The following is a 16,079-nucleotide window of genomic DNA, read 5'->3' as shown; positions in this document are numbered from 1 at the left end:
TAATATGTCAGATAAAGATATCAAGAAGTCTTTTGAAAGAAGTGCCCAAACTATGAGGGGAGACAATAAGACGTTTGGTTCTCAGCTAACTAAGGAGGATTTTAATGATCCTAGTTTACATGAGGATATACACGGAAAAGTAAGTGTAGAGTATGAAAATATAGAGAAGTCACCATCTATGGAAGATATGCATAAATGGCAAAGAGATCATATTAAGGTTGATGATCAATCTAAAGAAGGATACCCTCTAAATGTCATAATAGATCCAGCAATGAGAGAAATGTATCAAGTAGTTCATAATGCCGGAATGACAAATGTATTTGATAGATTTAGTCAACAGCAACCAATACAATGTAAATTTTGTATAGAGGGATTATCTTGTCAACTATGTGCAAATGGTCCTTGTCGTATAAGTCCTAAAGTTCCTAGAGGTGTTTGTGGAGTAGATGCTCATACTATGGTCGCTAGGAACTTTATGTATAGACATGTTACTATAGGAACATCAGCTAATATTTTTCATGCCCATCAAGCAGCTAGAACATTAAGAGCAGCAGGAGAGAATCCTGAAAGTGGACTTAAAATAAGAGATCCTGAAAAATTAAAGAAGTTTGCAGATATGGCTGGGTTAGATGCTAATAAGCCTATAGATCAATTAGCAGTTGATTTTGCAGACTGGGTTATAGGAGATATACATGCTCCACACCATGTAGAGTCTAAGCTAGTTGAGGCATTTGCTCCAACTAAGAGAAAAGAATTATGGAGAAAATTAGGACTATTTCCTGGAGGAGGATACAGTGAAGTTGCATACTCGCAAACTAGTTGTATGACAAACTTTAAATCCGATCCAGTTGATTTTCTATTAAATAGTGTTCGTTTAGGTGTTGCTAACGAGTATCAAGGATTGTTTGCACTAAATATAATACAAGAAATGTTAATGGGTACTCAAAAAATAGCTATGAAAAAGCAAAATATGGGGCTTCTTAAAGAAGGCATGGTTAACATAATTACAAATGGTCATATGCCTTTAGTTGCACATGTAGCACTAGATTTAGCATCAACAGATGAATGGCAACAGAAAGCAAGAGAAGCAGGAGCGGATGGAATACAAATACTAGGTCATGTTTGTGAAGGACAACAGCTTATGAATTATAGTGGTACCCATGACCAAAAAGCCTATGCAGGGCAAGAAGGAGAATGGTTATCAGAAGAATATGTATTAGCTACAGGTGTAGTAGACTTATTTATGTTTGACTACAACTGTACAGTACCAACACTTCCTATATATGCTAAAAAGTTTGGAACAAAACTTATAAGTACTCATCCTGTTATTAAGCTACAAGGAGTAGAAACATTAGATTTTGTTCCAGAAAAAATGAATGAACAAGCTGAAAAGCTATTAGAAAAGGCTATAGAAGCTTTTAAAGAACGTAAAAAATCAAATAAAAAGACTTATATACCACCACACACTTCAGAATGTATGGTTGGATTTAGCACGGAGTCAGTACAAGAAGCACTTGGAGGAAGCTTTAAGCCACTTATAGAACAAATAGCAAATGGAAATATTAGAGGAATAGCTACTATAGTAGGATGTACGACGGCTAGATATGGCCAAGGTGGAAGTAATATATTCAAGATAACTAAAGGATTAATAGAAAATAACATATTAGTACTTTCTGGAGGATGTACTTCATCTGTTATGGAATACACTGGTCTAACTCATCCAAATGCTGCTGAAGAAGCAGGGGATGGACTTAAAGCAGTTTGTAAACAATTAGGAATACCTCCAGTATTAAACTATGGTGCATGTGTTGATATAGGAAAAATGGCACAGACAGCTAAAGAATTGGCAGATATATTAGATGTTGATACAAATAAACTTCCTTTAGTTATAGGTGCACCAGAATATCTTGAACAAAAAGCAGTATCGGATGCTTGTAGTGCAGTAGCTGCAGGATGGCTGGTTCATGTAGCTCCAGTACCATCTATAACAGGAAGTGACTTAGTAGTAAAAACACTAACAGAAACTACAGAAACATTAGGACTTGGAAAAGTAGTGGTAGAGTTAGATGCAGAAAAAACAGTTCAAATATATATAGATCATATTGAAAAGAAACGTAAAGAATTAGGATTGTAAATTTAAATATAATAAAACTCCTTTTTATTTAGAATGAGCTATATGTATAGCACTAAAAATAAAAAGGAGTTTTTTAATCGTATTTAAAGTTTTAAATATTGATTATAAGCTTGATATTATAGATTTAATAAATTTTATAATGTAAGTTTTCGTCATTAATTAAAGATATTATGCATTCAACATCTTTTTCATCTAAGTTAAATAATTGGTATTTTAAATCATGATTACTTAGATGAAATTTTGTAGAGCTTTTATCTAATGAATCAGATAAAGAAATACTACACCATTTTAAATTACCATTATTATCTAATGAATTTGATTTTATAAGATTAATAATATCTTTAGAAATCTTTCCTTTACAATATAGTTGAAATCTATCATTATAATATTCTTTTTTTCTTATATCACAATCTATATAATTTTTTATTTCATCAATTAAAGATATATTATCTTCCCAGCACGAAAATTCAAAATATTTACTCTTTTCCGAAACCAAAGAGACTATTTTTTCAAAGAATTCTGTGTCATGATTATGTAAATCTAAAAGTTCTATAGACATATTACCTTGATTTTTAACATGATCTCTTAAAAAATCTTTAGATCTTAATATTCTATCAACATTCTTGATCTTATAAGAAGAATATAATATATCTTCCTTATTTGGAACATTATTATCATACATATCTTTTATTAAGTTATCTAAATCAAAAGTTACTCTTTTAAAAGAAATATCTGCTTTATTATCTTCAAAGTCTATAATAGTAAAACTTGATAAGTTATTGATTAAGCAACCTAAGTCACCTGGATTGACCACAGTTAAGGTTCTGCTAGGAAAGGACAAAGGATGAGTAAAAACATCAAGATCCTGTGTATTTGTGTTTCCACAGAAAATATAGTCAAAACTAAAAACTTCATTATTTTCTAGTTGTTCTGTACGATATTTATCCATTATAGAAACTAATAATCTACTTTCCCAGTCTAATCCCTTTAAATTATCAGTATGTACTAATAAGATCTTTTGACCTAAAATTTCTAAAACTTTTGAAGTAGATAGGTTTTTTAACTTGTTTATTCTTTTATCACCTAGCTTGTCTACTATCCAGTCTTGATGTAAGTTTGAGTCATTAATAGATTTTGAATCATTATTTTTACCAAGAATAGAATATTCACTTGGACCTAGTATATTTATGAATCTGTCATCGTTCATAACAACATCAAAAACTTCACAAGGATGAGGTCCACGTTGTGTAAAGTTACCTAAATTAAAAATATAGTCTATTTTTATATCGCCAGAATCTATAAAACTTAAAAAACTATTAAGGGCATAAATATTAGCATTTATGTCTGAAACTACGGCTACTCTAAATCTCCCCACTAGATTATCCCCCCATATAAATTATTTATAAAAATAATTAATAATTTTATTACTTAAAGTTATGTATAACTTTAAGTAATACATTTCAGATAAATTATATGTTAAAACCCGGGAAAAATCAAATGTGAAAGAACATCATAAAATATTGAGTTACTACTAATATCTTATATATAAAGGTAATTTATAGATAAATCTGTGAATTAACAATATACTAGAAAATATGCTTCAATTAGGAAAAATGCGATAAATTTGACATATGAACATATACTTTTTTATCAGTTTTTCATTCTAATTTATTTTTTTAATACAATATTTTTTAATAAACTTCTATTTTAAAACTATCTGTTATAGAAAAAAGTTATAGTGCTTATTGCAAAAAAACATATTAAACAAATTATATAACGCTTAAACAAAGTGTTGACTTTTTGAAAAAACTGTTATATATTTAAATAAACAAACCAAAGATAACTTGATTTAATAATTTTTTAGAACGAATGAAAACGTATTCCTAAAATACATAAAGAACAAATGGTTTTATTATGACTATTAAATAATTTTAATAGTTATGTATCTATACTAATTAAAAATTAATGTTTTTATAAAACAAAAGCATATGGAATTTTTTATCCATATAAAAAGATATTTATAACATCAAAATCATAAGGGGGAGATTTTATGGAAAAGAAATATGTAGCAGAACCTTATAAAATTAAGGTTGTAGAACCTATTGCTGTTACTTCTAGAGCTCAAAGAGAGGAGGTAATAAAGAAAGCTGGATATAATACGTTTCTTATAAACTCTTCAGATGTTTATATTGATTTATTAACTGATAGTGGAACAACTGCTATGAGTGATAATCAGTGGGCTGGAATTATGATGGGGGATGAAGCATATGCTGGTTCAAAAAACTTTATGAAACTTCAAGAAGCTGTTAGAGAGGTTTATGGATTTAAATATATAGTACCTACACATCAAGGAAGAGGAGCAGAAAATATACTTTCTCAAATAACTATTAAAGAGGGAGACTATATTCCTGGAAATATGTATTTCACTACAACAAGAGCTCATCAAGAAATGAATGGAGGTACATTTGTAGATGTAATTATTGATGAAGCACATGATTCTGCAAATGAAAATCCTTTTAAAGGTAATATTGACTTGAAGAAATTTGAAAACCTTATAGATGAAGTTGGAGCTGATAAAATTCCATATATATGTGTAGCTGTAACTGTAAATCTTGCTGGTGGTCAGCCTGTTTCTATGAAGAATTTGAAGGAAGTTTCAAAGCTTGCTAAAGAAAATGGGATAATGGTAATGTATGATGCTACTAGATGTGTTGAAAATGCATACTTTATAAAAGAAAGAGAGGAAGGATATCAAGATAAGTCTATAGCAGAAATACTAAAAGAAATGATGAGTTATGCTGATGGATGTACAATGTCAGGTAAAAAAGATTGTCTAGTTAATATTGGTGGCTTTTTAGCTATTAATGATGAAAAACTATATCAAAAAGCTACTCAACTAGTTGTTGTTTATGAAGGAATGCCTTCTTATGGTGGAATGTCAGGAAGAGATATGGAAGCTATGGCTAGAGGTATTTATGAATCAGTAGATTATAACTATATTCATCATAGAATAACTCAATGTAGATATCTAGGAGACAAATTAAGTGATGCAGGAATTCCTATTGTTAAGCCTGTTGGCGGTCATGCAGTATTTTTAGATGCGAAACAATTTTATCCACATATTCCTCAAGATGAATTTCCTGCTCAAATGCTTGCAGCACAACTTTATTTAAAATCTGGAGTTAGAAGTATGGAAAGAGGAATAATATCAGCAGGAAGAGATAAGGATGGAAATAACTATCACCCAAAACTAGAACTTGTAAGATTAACTATCCCAAGAAGAGTTTATACTTATGCCCACATGGATGTAGTTGCTGATTCAATTATTGATCTTTATAAAGAGAGAGATAAAGTAAAAGGATTAAAAATGGTTTATGAACCACCTGTGCTCAGATTCTTCACAGCTAGATTTGAACCACTTAAGTAAAAGAATAAATAATAAATCTAATTAGGATTTATAATAAATTCCCTTAAAGTAGAGACTACAATTATTAATATTTTTTATTAATATTTTCAATCTACTTTAAGGGTTTTTTGTTTTTAAAATATATATTTAAGGAGGTTAATACAACATGGGGCATAAGAGGAAGGATACTATTGTTTTGGGTTTAGCGTTATTTTCTATATTTTTTGGTGCTGGAAATTTGATATTTCCACCATATATTGGAATCTTAACAGGTAAAAATTATATGTATGCTTTAATAGGATTCTTTATCACGGGAATATTTTTACCGCACATGGGATTAGTAGTAGTATCTGTTTTAGGGGGTACATTAGGCGATCTTACAGATAGAGTATCTAGAAATTTTACTAAGGTGTTAGGTTCTCTTATAATGCTATCTTTAGGACCTTTTCTTGCTGTTCCGAGAACTGCTGCGACAGCTTTTGAAATGGCTCTAGTTCCAAACTTTGGTAAAATAAATCCTCTAATTTTTTCTATAATTTATTTTGTTATAGTTTGGATACTAGCAATAAACTCTAATTCTGTTGTTGATAAAGTTGGAAAAATATTGACTCCTATCTTATTGCTATTTTTAGGTCTGCTCATCATAAAAGGAATAGCAAATCCAATATCAAGTTTTTCACCTAGCTATACAAATCAAAATTTTTATACTGGATTTTCAACTGGTTATCAAACTATGGATGCCCTTGGTTCAATACTAACAGGATTCCTAATGCTTACTTTTTTAGACTCTAAAAAGTATACTGAAAAAAAAGATAGAATGGAAATTTCAGTGAAAGCTTCTATCCTTTCAGGAATACTTATACTTTTTATTTATGGAGGTCTTATTAGATTAGGAGCTTATACAGGAACAATTTTTACCCCATCAGATGAAAAGACTTATATAATGACGGAAATTTCTAAACTAATTTTAGGAAGCTTTAGCAAGATAGCCCTGGGACTATGTATAACATTTGCATGTTTTACAACTGCTACAGGACTTACTTCGATTGTTGGAGAATACTTTCAAAATCTAAGTAATGGAAAGATAAAATACAAAGTTATAGTTACTTTAGTATGTGTATCAGGAATTATATTCTCAGCTTTTGGAGTTGAAGGAATTATAAAAATAGCAGTACCTATATTAAGCATACTATATCCAGTTGTAATAGTTCTTATCTTATTAGGAGCATTTTCTAAAATTTTGCCAGATAGAATTTATCAAGGTGCTACAATATTTACATTAATATTTAGTATTATAGATGTTGCAAATAAGAGTTTTCCTAATATCAAACTTTTAGAAAAAATAGTATCAACTATACCTCTAGGTAAGTATGGCTTTGTTTGGGTGATACCATCAATAGTAGGAGGAATACTATTTTCTTTTATTAAAATGGATAAAATATTGGAGAAGGAAGATAAGAGCCCAATATAGAAACACTTAGTATGAAAAGTATTTTATACTGATTTTTTTACAAATAGTGTTATAATTGAGTATATATTAACTTATTTTAAAAGAAGATTTTATTTAACTTTTGGTATGTAGAATATCTTTTTAAAATAATATTAAGATAATATAAATATCAGTGTAAAATAATAAGCTGTTGTGTAGTAGGAGGATACTTATGGAAAAAGAAGTTGCTTTAGACTTTTTAAAGAGACTTGCTAATGGAATATCCATAATGTTTGGAGAAAACTGTGAAGTAGTAATACATGATATGGAGAACTTTGAATCATCTATAGTTTACATAGAAAATGGAAAAGTAACTCAGAGAAAGGTTGGAGACAAATTTAAAGTATTAGGAACAAAGAATGTAGATGAATTTTTTAAGGGTAGCGATCTTGTAAACTGTAAAGGCATTTTAAAGAATAACCACCTAATAAAAAGTTCAACTTTCCATATGAAAGGAAATGGATATCATTATGCACTTGGAATAAACTATGATTATACAAATTTGTCATTAGTTCAATCAGTATTAAAAGATTTAACTCATGTAGGAGAAAATTTAGATGAAGCGATCGAAAGAGATAGCGGTGATAACATTCTAGAAGAATTATTTGAAAAGGCATTAGATCACATAGGAAAGCCTATTGCTCTGATGAGCAAAGAAGACAGAGTAGATATGATAGAATTTCTAGATAAAAAAGGAGCATTTTCCTTTCATAAAAGTATTCCTATAGTATCTGAGAAAATGAATGTATCAAGATTTACTATATATAATTACTTGAAAGAAATTAGAGATAAAGAAGAAAAAGATTGTATAACAATCGAAGAATAAAAAAGTTAGCTATCTGTTAATTATGATAGCTAACTTTTATTGTTTAAGAATTAAATGCTTCTCTATCAAACTCTCCTTCAGAGTTTGCAACTACAAGAGCTGTTACAGTATCTCCTGTAACATTTACCCATGTTCTAGCCATGTCTAGTATAGCATCTATACCTAAAAGCATAGCTAATCCTTCAAGTGGAAGTCCTAGAGAAGTTAGAACAACAGTTGTCATTATAGATGCAGTTCCAGGAACACCTGCTGTACCTATCGATGCTAATGTAGATACTACAATTAACAATATATAATGAGTTATTGTAAGATCTACGTTAAATATGTTTGCAATAAATATAGCTGATATAGCAGGATATAGTCCTCCACATCCATCCATATTTATAGTAGCTCCTAATGGTGCTACGAAGCTGGCTATTTTATCAGAAACTTTTACTTCATCAGTTAAAGTTTCTAAAGTTACAGGTAATGATCCAAAACTACTTCTAGTTGTGAATGCAATAACTTGAACAGGAAGTATTTTTTTAAAGAATCTTAGAGGATTAACCTTAGCAACAAATGTCACCAAACTTCCATATGTTAGAACTACATGTAGTATTGCTGCTAAATATACTGCTACTATAACTTTACCTAGAGGTAGTAATGTTTTTAATCCATATTCAGCAGACATAGCTGCCATTATACCAAATACACCATAAGGTGTAAATTTCAACACGATTTTAGTTACTCTAAACATTACTTCACTGAAAGATTTTATAAAGTCTTTAACAGGTTTAACAGCTTCTGGTCTTTTGTGACCTTCTATTATTATTGCTATACCTATGAACATTGAAAATATTATAACAGGTAAAACTTTGCCTTCAGCCATTTGTTGTATAGGGTTTGAAGGAATAAAATCTAGAATAACTTCAGTAAACTTAGGAATCTCTCTTGCTTTAAAGCTACTATCAGCTACAAGATTTACCCCTGAGCCAACATTTAAGATATTTCCTACAATAATTCCAATTAAGCTAGCTATGATTGCGGTAAATAAAAATGTACCTACAGTTTTTAATCCAATCTTTTTTAATTGAGAAGGACTTTCTAAAAGAGTAATACTTGAAATAATAGATGTAGTAACTAATGGGAATACAAGCATTTTAATCAATCTAATAAAGATATCTCCAATTGTTCCTACTAATAATGCGTTCTTATTAAAAATAATACCAAATGCTATACCTATAGCCATAGCAGCAAATACTCTTATTCCAAAGCTGACTTTTTTCTTGTGTAAAAAGTATAAAAATAATAGTACTATTATTGCACTAAAAATTGATAAATACATAAATTACCTCCTTAATATATACTTTATATAATATATACCCATGAAAATAGATAAAATTACTAAGAATTAATAAAATTATAATAAAAATTTTCTATAAATTCAATATCTTTTATAAATAAGATCTAATTATAGTGAAAAGATACTACTTTAAAATATAGATTAAAAGAAAATAAAGTGAAATTTTTAATTGAATGTAGTGATTTAAAAATAATAAATAGATGAGATTCAATCAGTTTAATATATGATAACGCTGATGGTGAATATGATTAAGAAATGAAAAGAATATTAAACTTTAGAAGACTTAGAAAACAGAGGGATGGGCATTTATATGTAAGAACTAATATTTGATTATTAAAAATATTAAGTATAGCCTGTTAAATGTTTAATAATACGTACTTAACAAGCTATACTTAAGTTAATTTATTGACGCCATTTCATAAACTTATTTTCAACTATAGAAATGCATTTGTACATTAATGCTGTAAGAACTGCTAATATAATGACACTCATCATAACTAAGTCTAATTTGAATACCTGACCACCATATACAATAAGATATCCTATTCCTGCTCTAGATACTAGAAACTCACCTACTATAACTCCTACCCAAGAAAGCCCTATATTTACCTTTATTGTACTGATTATAGAAGGTACACTTGCAGGTAGCACTAATTTTCTTAATATTTGAAACTTAGTAGCTCCAAATGTTTCTAGCATTTTAATACTTTCTTCATTTATTTCTTTAAAACTGGTGTAAATGTTCATAATAGTTATAACTATAGAAAGTGTAATAGCAGTTACTATAATTCCTGAGTATCCAGCACCAACCCAAATTATTATAATAGGTGCTAAAGCTGTTTTTGGTAGACTATTTAGTATTACAAGATATGGATCAAGTACTTTAGCTAAAAAGTCAGACCACCATAGAATAATTGCTATTATAAGCCCTAATATGGTTCCTACTACAAATCCTACAACTGTCTCCATAACAGATATGCCTACATGCTTAAAAATAGAACCATCTTTTAGAAAATCTATAAAAAGCTTGTATATAGCAGATGGAGAACTGGTTAGAAAAGTATCAATTAAATTTAATCTTGCTGAAGCTTCCCATATTAGTATAAATGCTAATAAAATTAGCAATTGAGTGATAAATATATTTCTTTTTCTTGCTTTATACTTCTTTAAAAATTTTTCTTGATCTTTAGATATATTTTTTAAAGGACTACTTTTATTTGACATGTACATCAAGCTCCTTCCATATTTTATTAAAATAGTGTCTAAATTCTGGAGCTTCTCTACATTTCATAGGGGTTGAATCATTATCTGGACAATTAAGTTCTATATCTACTATTTCTTTCACAGTAGCTGGTCTACTTGAAAGAATAACTACTCTATTAGCCATAGAAATTGCTTCTGAGATGTCATGTGTTATCATTAAAGCTGTTTTACCTTCTTTTTTTAATATTGTTGAAACTTCATCAGCTATATTTAGTCTAGTATGATAGTCTAGTGCAGAGAAAGGTTCATCTAAAAGTAATAGATCTGGTTGAACTGCTAGTGTTCTTATAAGAGCTACTCGTTGTCTCATACCACCGGATAATTGTCTAGGATAATGATATTTAAATTCAGATAATCCATAAGTATCTATTAACTTTTCAACGAAATTTAGTGTTTCATTGTTCAGTTTATTTTGTATTTCAAGACCTATAAGAATATTATCTATTATAGTTCTCCATTCAAATAGATTATCTCTTTGAAACATATATCCTATGTTTTTACCTGGTTCTGTAACTTCTTTTCCATTTATATAAACACTACCTTTTGACGGTTTTATAAGTCCTGAAATTATTGATAACAAAGTAGATTTACCACATCCACTAGGACCTACCATTACAATAACTTCTCCATGATTTATATCTAGAGAGATGTCTTTTAAAGCGAGTGTTTCTCCATCTAAAGTATGATAGGACATACCTATATTTTTGATTTCTACTAACTTATTATTTTTCATCTCCATCGTCTCCTTAAAATAAAAGTATAGATGGTTTATAATATTCAGAAATAGATTAAGATGTGATTATATTACAGTGATGAATAAATAATATATTATATATCAAATTCTTGATTATTTGTCATATATTGTTTAAAATAAATTTAATAAATATAACACAAAGTTCTTAATTATTAATATTTAAATATAAACTTTGATTAATAACAGAATGGGGGAATTATATGAGAAAAAATATTGAAATCATAATGGTAGGAGGTATTATTTTCTTATGTTTATTAGCAATATCTTTTTTGCCAAGATTTCAATTGAAAACTAAGAATATGTTAGCTACTCAAACAGAAAATTTTATTATTTATTATGATAGAAAAGATAAAAAAGTAGCAAAAGATATAGCATTAGCATTGGAACAGGTAAATGAACATATTAGTTTGAATATAGAATTTAATAAGAAAAATAAAACTGAAGTATATATTTATCCTAGTTTAAAGACTTTTCATAGTAAAAGATATGGATACATTGGAAGTTTGCTTGCACCTGAAACATATAATGGAGATAATATGAAGGATAAAATAATGGTAGTTTCACCTAGAGGCTTAAAAAAACCTAATAGTCATGATAGCGTTATAAAAACATCAATTCATGAATATGTCCATGTTGCAGTATATCATATAAATAAAAGAGCTCCTAGGTTTTTAGAAGAAGGGCTTGCAGGATATCTTTCAGAAAACACAGAGCCAATGTATAAACTGGAGGATAAAGCATCTATAGATAGTACTAAAATGCAAAATTTACTAAAACCTGGCAATAGAACGCCATATGAGGCATCTTATACATATATTGAGTTCTTAGATAAAGAATTTGGAATGAAGAATGTATTGAAGCTATTAAAGCAGCCTAGTTCATATAAAAATATATTTGGACTTTCAAGAGAAGAGGTTTATAAGGATTGGGGTAAATATTTAAAAGAAAATTATTAAATACATAAATATAGTAAGTTTTTTTAAAAGTAGTGTATAATTAGACTAATATATAGCTAAGAGATATCATCTAAAACAGAATATTTATAACTACGAAGGGAGAAGTAGAAAGATCAATGAGAAATATAAAACTAATGATAAAATATGATGGTACTAGATACAAAGGATGGCAAAGACAAGATAACACAGATATGACCATACAAGGAAAAATAGAAGGTGTTCTTAGTAGAATAATAAAAGAGGAAATAGAAATAATAGGTTCAGGAAGAACTGATGCAGGAGTTCATGCTATAGGACAAGTGGCTAATTTTAAGACTAATAGTACAATACATTTAAGTGAGATAAAAAAACTCTTAACTACATATCTTCCTGATGATATAGTAGTTACTAATGTTGAAGAAGTGCAAGAAAGATTTCACTCAAGATATAATGCCATATCTAAAAAATACATGTATAAAATATGGAATGATGATGTATATGATCCATTCTTAAGAAAATATGCTGTACATATAAAAAAAGAATTAAATTTAGAAGATATAAAAAAAGCTATTACATACCTTACTGGAGAACATGATTTTACAAGCTTTACAACAGATAAATCAAAGAAAAAGTCAAAGGTAAGAACTATATATTCAATAGATATAATTAAAAACAAACAGCTAGTGGAAATAATATTTCATGGGGATGGATTTCTATATAACATGGTGAGAATAATAGTAGGAACTCTTATCGAAGTTGGATTAGGAAAGAAAAAGCCAGAAGAAATGAAAACTATATTAGATGGAAAAAATAGAAAACTAGCCGGAGATACAGCAATAGCAAAGGGATTATATTTATTAGAAGTTGAATATAAAGATCATATAATTGAATAAAATTTTTGAACTAAGAAACACTAACTTTAATTAGTCTTATTTAAAATAATTTAATTAAAAGAGGTGTTTTTTTATGCTTACATCTTTGTTATTAAAAGCATTAGATCCAATTACTGATAGTATGATAAAGAAACTATTTACAGAAGATTATGCGGATAATCCTTACATAGCTATAACTGCTGCTCAAAAACTTACAGCGAGAGCTATAATAGAAGCTGCAATAAGATCTGAAACAGGTAAAGTACTAACTTTACCATATGGAAGCCCTATAAATCTCTCACCTTGGGAAAAGATATTATTAAACCCTAGGCAACTATTTGAATTACCTACAGAAAGTATAAAAGATATAGATATGAGCGTAACTATAGGTAAAAATGCTAAAAAACCTCTAAAGTTAGATATTCCTATGATGATTACAGGAATGTCCTATGGAGGATCATTAAGTCTAAGAATGAAAATGGCTCTAGCGAAAGGTGCTGCAATGGTAGGAACTTCTACAAATACGGGTGAGTCAGCTGTATCAGAAGAAGTAAGAAGCAATACAAAATATTTAATAGGACAATATAATCGTGGAGGTCTTATGACAACTCCAGAAAAGCTAAGTAAATTAGACGCAATAGAAGTACAATTAGGTCAAGGTGCATGGGGAGGAGCAGTAGAATCTACTAAGTATGCTGATACTATAGACGAACATCTAAGGGAAGTATGGGACTTACAAAAAGGTGAAGATAGTACAATATATTCTAGAATGCCTAATACTAGCTCTACAGAAGATATAATAGAGTTGATTAACAATTTAAAAAGTCAATATGATGTTCCAATAGGAGTAAAAATAGCTGGAACTGACTTCATAGAGGATGAACTTAAAGTAATATCTAAAACAAAAGCAGATTATATAGTAATAGATGGATCTGAAGGAGGAACTGCTGTAGCACCACCAACTCTTGCGGATAATGTAGGATTACCTACATTACATACATTATCTAGAACTATAAAATGGCTTGAAGAGAAAGGTATAAGAGATAAATTTGATATAATAGTTGCTGGAGGACTTAGTACACCAGGTCACTTTTTAAAAGCGAAGGCACTTGGGGCAGATGCAGTATATATAGGATCTATAGCAGTATTTGCAACTGTACAATGTCAAGCAGTAAAGACACTTCCAGAAGCTCCACCAACTCAACTTGCTTTACATGAAGGAAAATATGCAGATAAGTTAGATATAGATGTAGCAGCAAACAATTTAGCAAACTTCTTAACTTCTTGTACGGAGGAAATGAAAATGGCACTCCAAGCTGTAGGAAAAAAATCCATAAAAGATTTAAATAAAGAAGATTTAGTAACAGTAGATAAGGAACTAGCTGAATTTTTAAAAATAAGATATGCAGCAAGTCCAAGATCATAGTAATTCAAATATAATTTAAAATAAAGCATATTAAGTATGTATTAATACTTGATATGCTTCTATTTTTTTGTATTTATAAAGATAAACTAGTATGAACTAATAAGCCAGACAAAAAACTTAAAAATTGATCTCCTTGAGAAATAAAAATATTGAAAACATTTCGATAAGTGCTATAATAATGAAGAAAGTTAAGAATATGTATTATAATATAACATAAATCTAAATATTTGGAGTGGTATGATGAAAGTATATAAGGTAAAAGATTATCAAGAGTTAAGTAAAAAGTCGGCTAGTATAGTTGCAGAGCAAATAAAACTTAAATCTAATAGCATTCTTGGACTCGCAACAGGAAGTACTCCAGAAGGTATGTACAAAGAACTAATAGAGCTGTATGAGAAAAATATAGTTGACTTTAGTGACGTAACTACTTTTAACTTAGACGAATATTATGGACTATATCCAGAAGATTCACAAAGCTATAATTATTATATGAGAAAACATTTGTTAAATCATATAAATATAAAAGAAGAAAATATAAATATTCCAAATGGAATGGCTGAAGATATAGAAAAAAGTTGTGAAGAATACGAAAATAAGATAAAAGAATTAGGTGGAATAGACTTACAATTACTAGGTATAGGAAGAAATGGTCATATAGGATTTAATGAGCCTAGTGATAGTTTTGAAACTTATACTAGACTTGTAGAACTTGATATTGACACTATTAATGCAAATTCTAGATTTTTTGCTTCTCTTGAAGAAGTACCTACTAAAGCTATAAGTATGGGAATACAAACAATAATGAATGCAAAAAAAATATTATTAATAGCTAGTGGAGAAAGTAAAGCAAAAACTATCTATGATACAATTAAAGGACCTATTACACCTAGTGTTCCTGCTTCTATATTACAGTTACATAAGGATGTAACTATAATAGTAGATGAAGAAGCTGGAAAGCTGTTATAGAGAAGAGTTACACTAGAAGGAATATACGTTTAAAGAGGTATACTTATGATAAAAGAATTTTTACATGGATTAGGCATATTCGGACTTATAGTTTCTATGGGATTAGAAGGAAGTTCTATTCCCTTTCCTGGCATTATAATTGTCTTAGGATTTGGAAATATTATAAGACCTAATCTAATAGGAATATTTTTCATATCTATATTTATGGCACTTTCTTATACATTATCTAGTTATATACCTTACATGATAGGAAAAAAACTAGGAGAGAAAGCTTTATATATGTGTGGGAAAAAAATTCAAAGTAAAGCTGACAAAGCTAAAGAATTAATGGCTAAGCATGGACTGATAGCGGTAGCTATATCCAGACCCTTTGGATGGGGAAACTATATATCATATTTAGGTGGAATAGCTAAAATTGATCCTTTAAAATACGGTATATTTACGTTCATAGGAATATATCCTTGGTGTTTCATCATGCTTAACTTAGGAAAGCTATATAAAGGTAATATAGATATAGTGTTAGAATTTATGAAAAAATATTCTCTACATTTATATATAGCATTTGGTGTTCTTGTTATTACGTATATTGCTATATGTTTTATTAGATATAAGAAAATAAAAAAAGGTGATATAGATTAGAAATAATGATGTGTTTGATTTGATTTG

At 29.0% G+C, this 16,079-nt stretch carries 13 protein-coding genes; 9 read left to right on the top strand and 4 right to left on the bottom strand.

The window, feature by feature from the left end; all coding sequences use genetic code 11:
- Positions 1 to 4: 4 nt before the first annotated feature.
- Positions 5 to 2,134 carry an anaerobic carbon-monoxide dehydrogenase catalytic subunit gene (gene cooS / locus CLPU_RS10080; RefSeq protein ID WP_050355536.1) on the top strand — a complete coding sequence of 710 codons (2,130 nt, stop codon included), beginning with the start codon at positions 5 to 7 and terminating at the stop codon, positions 2,132 to 2,134.
- A 124-nt stretch (positions 2,135 to 2,258) separates the two neighbouring features.
- On the opposite strand, the gene CLPU_RS10075 is transcribed toward cooS, so the two are convergent.
- Positions 2,259 to 3,509: a metallophosphoesterase family protein gene (locus CLPU_RS10075; RefSeq protein ID WP_050355535.1), complete on the bottom strand. Its 1,251-nt coding sequence runs from the start codon at positions 3,507 to 3,509 to the stop codon at positions 2,259 to 2,261.
- 675 nt (positions 3,510 to 4,184) lie between these two features.
- Between CLPU_RS10075 and CLPU_RS10070 the strand changes: the two genes are divergently transcribed.
- The 3 genes from CLPU_RS10070 to CLPU_RS10060 all read left to right on the top strand — a co-directional run bounded on the left by CLPU_RS10070 (position 4,185) and on the right by CLPU_RS10060 (position 7,855).
- Positions 4,185 to 5,561, top strand: a complete 1,377-nt coding sequence (locus CLPU_RS10070) for a tyrosine phenol-lyase (protein ID WP_050355534.1) — start codon at positions 4,185 to 4,187, stop codon at positions 5,559 to 5,561.
- 145 nt (positions 5,562 to 5,706) lie between these two features.
- The gene (gene brnQ, locus CLPU_RS10065) at positions 5,707 to 7,011 is read left to right on the top strand and encodes a branched-chain amino acid transport system II carrier protein (RefSeq protein ID WP_050355533.1); all 1,305 of its coding nucleotides are present in this window, start codon (positions 5,707 to 5,709) and stop codon (positions 7,009 to 7,011) included.
- Positions 7,012 to 7,201: 190 nt separating this feature from the next.
- Positions 7,202 to 7,855, top strand: a complete 654-nt coding sequence (locus CLPU_RS10060) for a helix-turn-helix transcriptional regulator (protein WP_050355532.1) — start codon at positions 7,202 to 7,204, stop codon at positions 7,853 to 7,855.
- Positions 7,856 to 7,898: 43 nt separating this feature from the next.
- On the opposite strand, the gene CLPU_RS10055 is transcribed toward CLPU_RS10060, so the two are convergent.
- The 3 genes from CLPU_RS10055 to CLPU_RS10045 form a co-directional block, all read right to left on the bottom strand.
- Positions 7,899 to 9,179, bottom strand: a complete 1,281-nt coding sequence (locus CLPU_RS10055) for a dicarboxylate/amino acid:cation symporter (RefSeq protein WP_050355531.1) — start codon at positions 9,177 to 9,179, stop codon at positions 7,899 to 7,901.
- Between the two features lie 420 nt (positions 9,180 to 9,599).
- On the bottom strand, positions 9,600 to 10,421 hold the full coding sequence (locus CLPU_RS10050) for an ABC transporter permease (protein ID WP_050355530.1): 822 nt from the start codon (positions 10,419 to 10,421) through the stop codon (positions 9,600 to 9,602).
- Positions 10,411 to 11,193 (bottom strand): ABC transporter ATP-binding protein, encoded by a 783-nt coding sequence (locus CLPU_RS10045; RefSeq protein WP_050355529.1) that lies wholly within the window; start codon positions 11,191 to 11,193, stop codon positions 10,411 to 10,413. Before CLPU_RS10045 ends, CLPU_RS10050 begins: the two co-directional genes overlap by 11 nt.
- A gap of 221 nt (positions 11,194 to 11,414) precedes the next feature.
- Between CLPU_RS10045 and CLPU_RS10040 the strand changes: the two genes are divergently transcribed.
- From CLPU_RS10040 to CLPU_RS10020, 5 genes are all read left to right on the top strand, one after another.
- Positions 11,415 to 12,170, top strand: a complete 756-nt coding sequence (locus CLPU_RS10040; protein ID WP_050355528.1) for a hypothetical protein — start codon at positions 11,415 to 11,417, stop codon at positions 12,168 to 12,170.
- Positions 12,171 to 12,286: 116 nt separating this feature from the next.
- Positions 12,287 to 13,042: a tRNA pseudouridine(38-40) synthase TruA gene (truA, locus tag CLPU_RS10035; protein ID WP_050355527.1), complete on the top strand. Its 756-nt coding sequence runs from the start codon at positions 12,287 to 12,289 to the stop codon at positions 13,040 to 13,042.
- Positions 13,043 to 13,115: 73 nt separating this feature from the next.
- The gene (locus tag CLPU_RS10030) at positions 13,116 to 14,447 is read left to right on the top strand and encodes an FMN-binding glutamate synthase family protein (RefSeq protein ID WP_050355526.1); all 1,332 of its coding nucleotides are present in this window, start codon (positions 13,116 to 13,118) and stop codon (positions 14,445 to 14,447) included.
- Between the two features lie 240 nt (positions 14,448 to 14,687).
- Positions 14,688 to 15,413 carry a glucosamine-6-phosphate deaminase gene (gene nagB, locus CLPU_RS10025; RefSeq protein ID WP_050355525.1) on the top strand — a complete coding sequence of 242 codons (726 nt, stop codon included), beginning with the start codon at positions 14,688 to 14,690 and terminating at the stop codon, positions 15,411 to 15,413.
- Positions 15,414 to 15,458: 45 nt separating this feature from the next.
- Positions 15,459 to 16,052 carry a DedA family protein gene (locus CLPU_RS10020; RefSeq protein ID WP_050355524.1) on the top strand — a complete coding sequence of 198 codons (594 nt, stop codon included), beginning with the start codon at positions 15,459 to 15,461 and terminating at the stop codon, positions 16,050 to 16,052.
- The last annotated feature ends 27 nt before the right edge of the window (positions 16,053 to 16,079 follow it).

The sequence above is a fragment of the Gottschalkia purinilytica genome (assembly GCF_001190785.1).
GTDB lineage: Bacteria > Bacillota > Clostridia > Tissierellales > Gottschalkiaceae > Gottschalkia_A > Gottschalkia_A purinilytica.
Note: the sequence above shows the minus strand (reverse complement) of the source record. Positions and strands in the feature narration are given on the sequence as shown.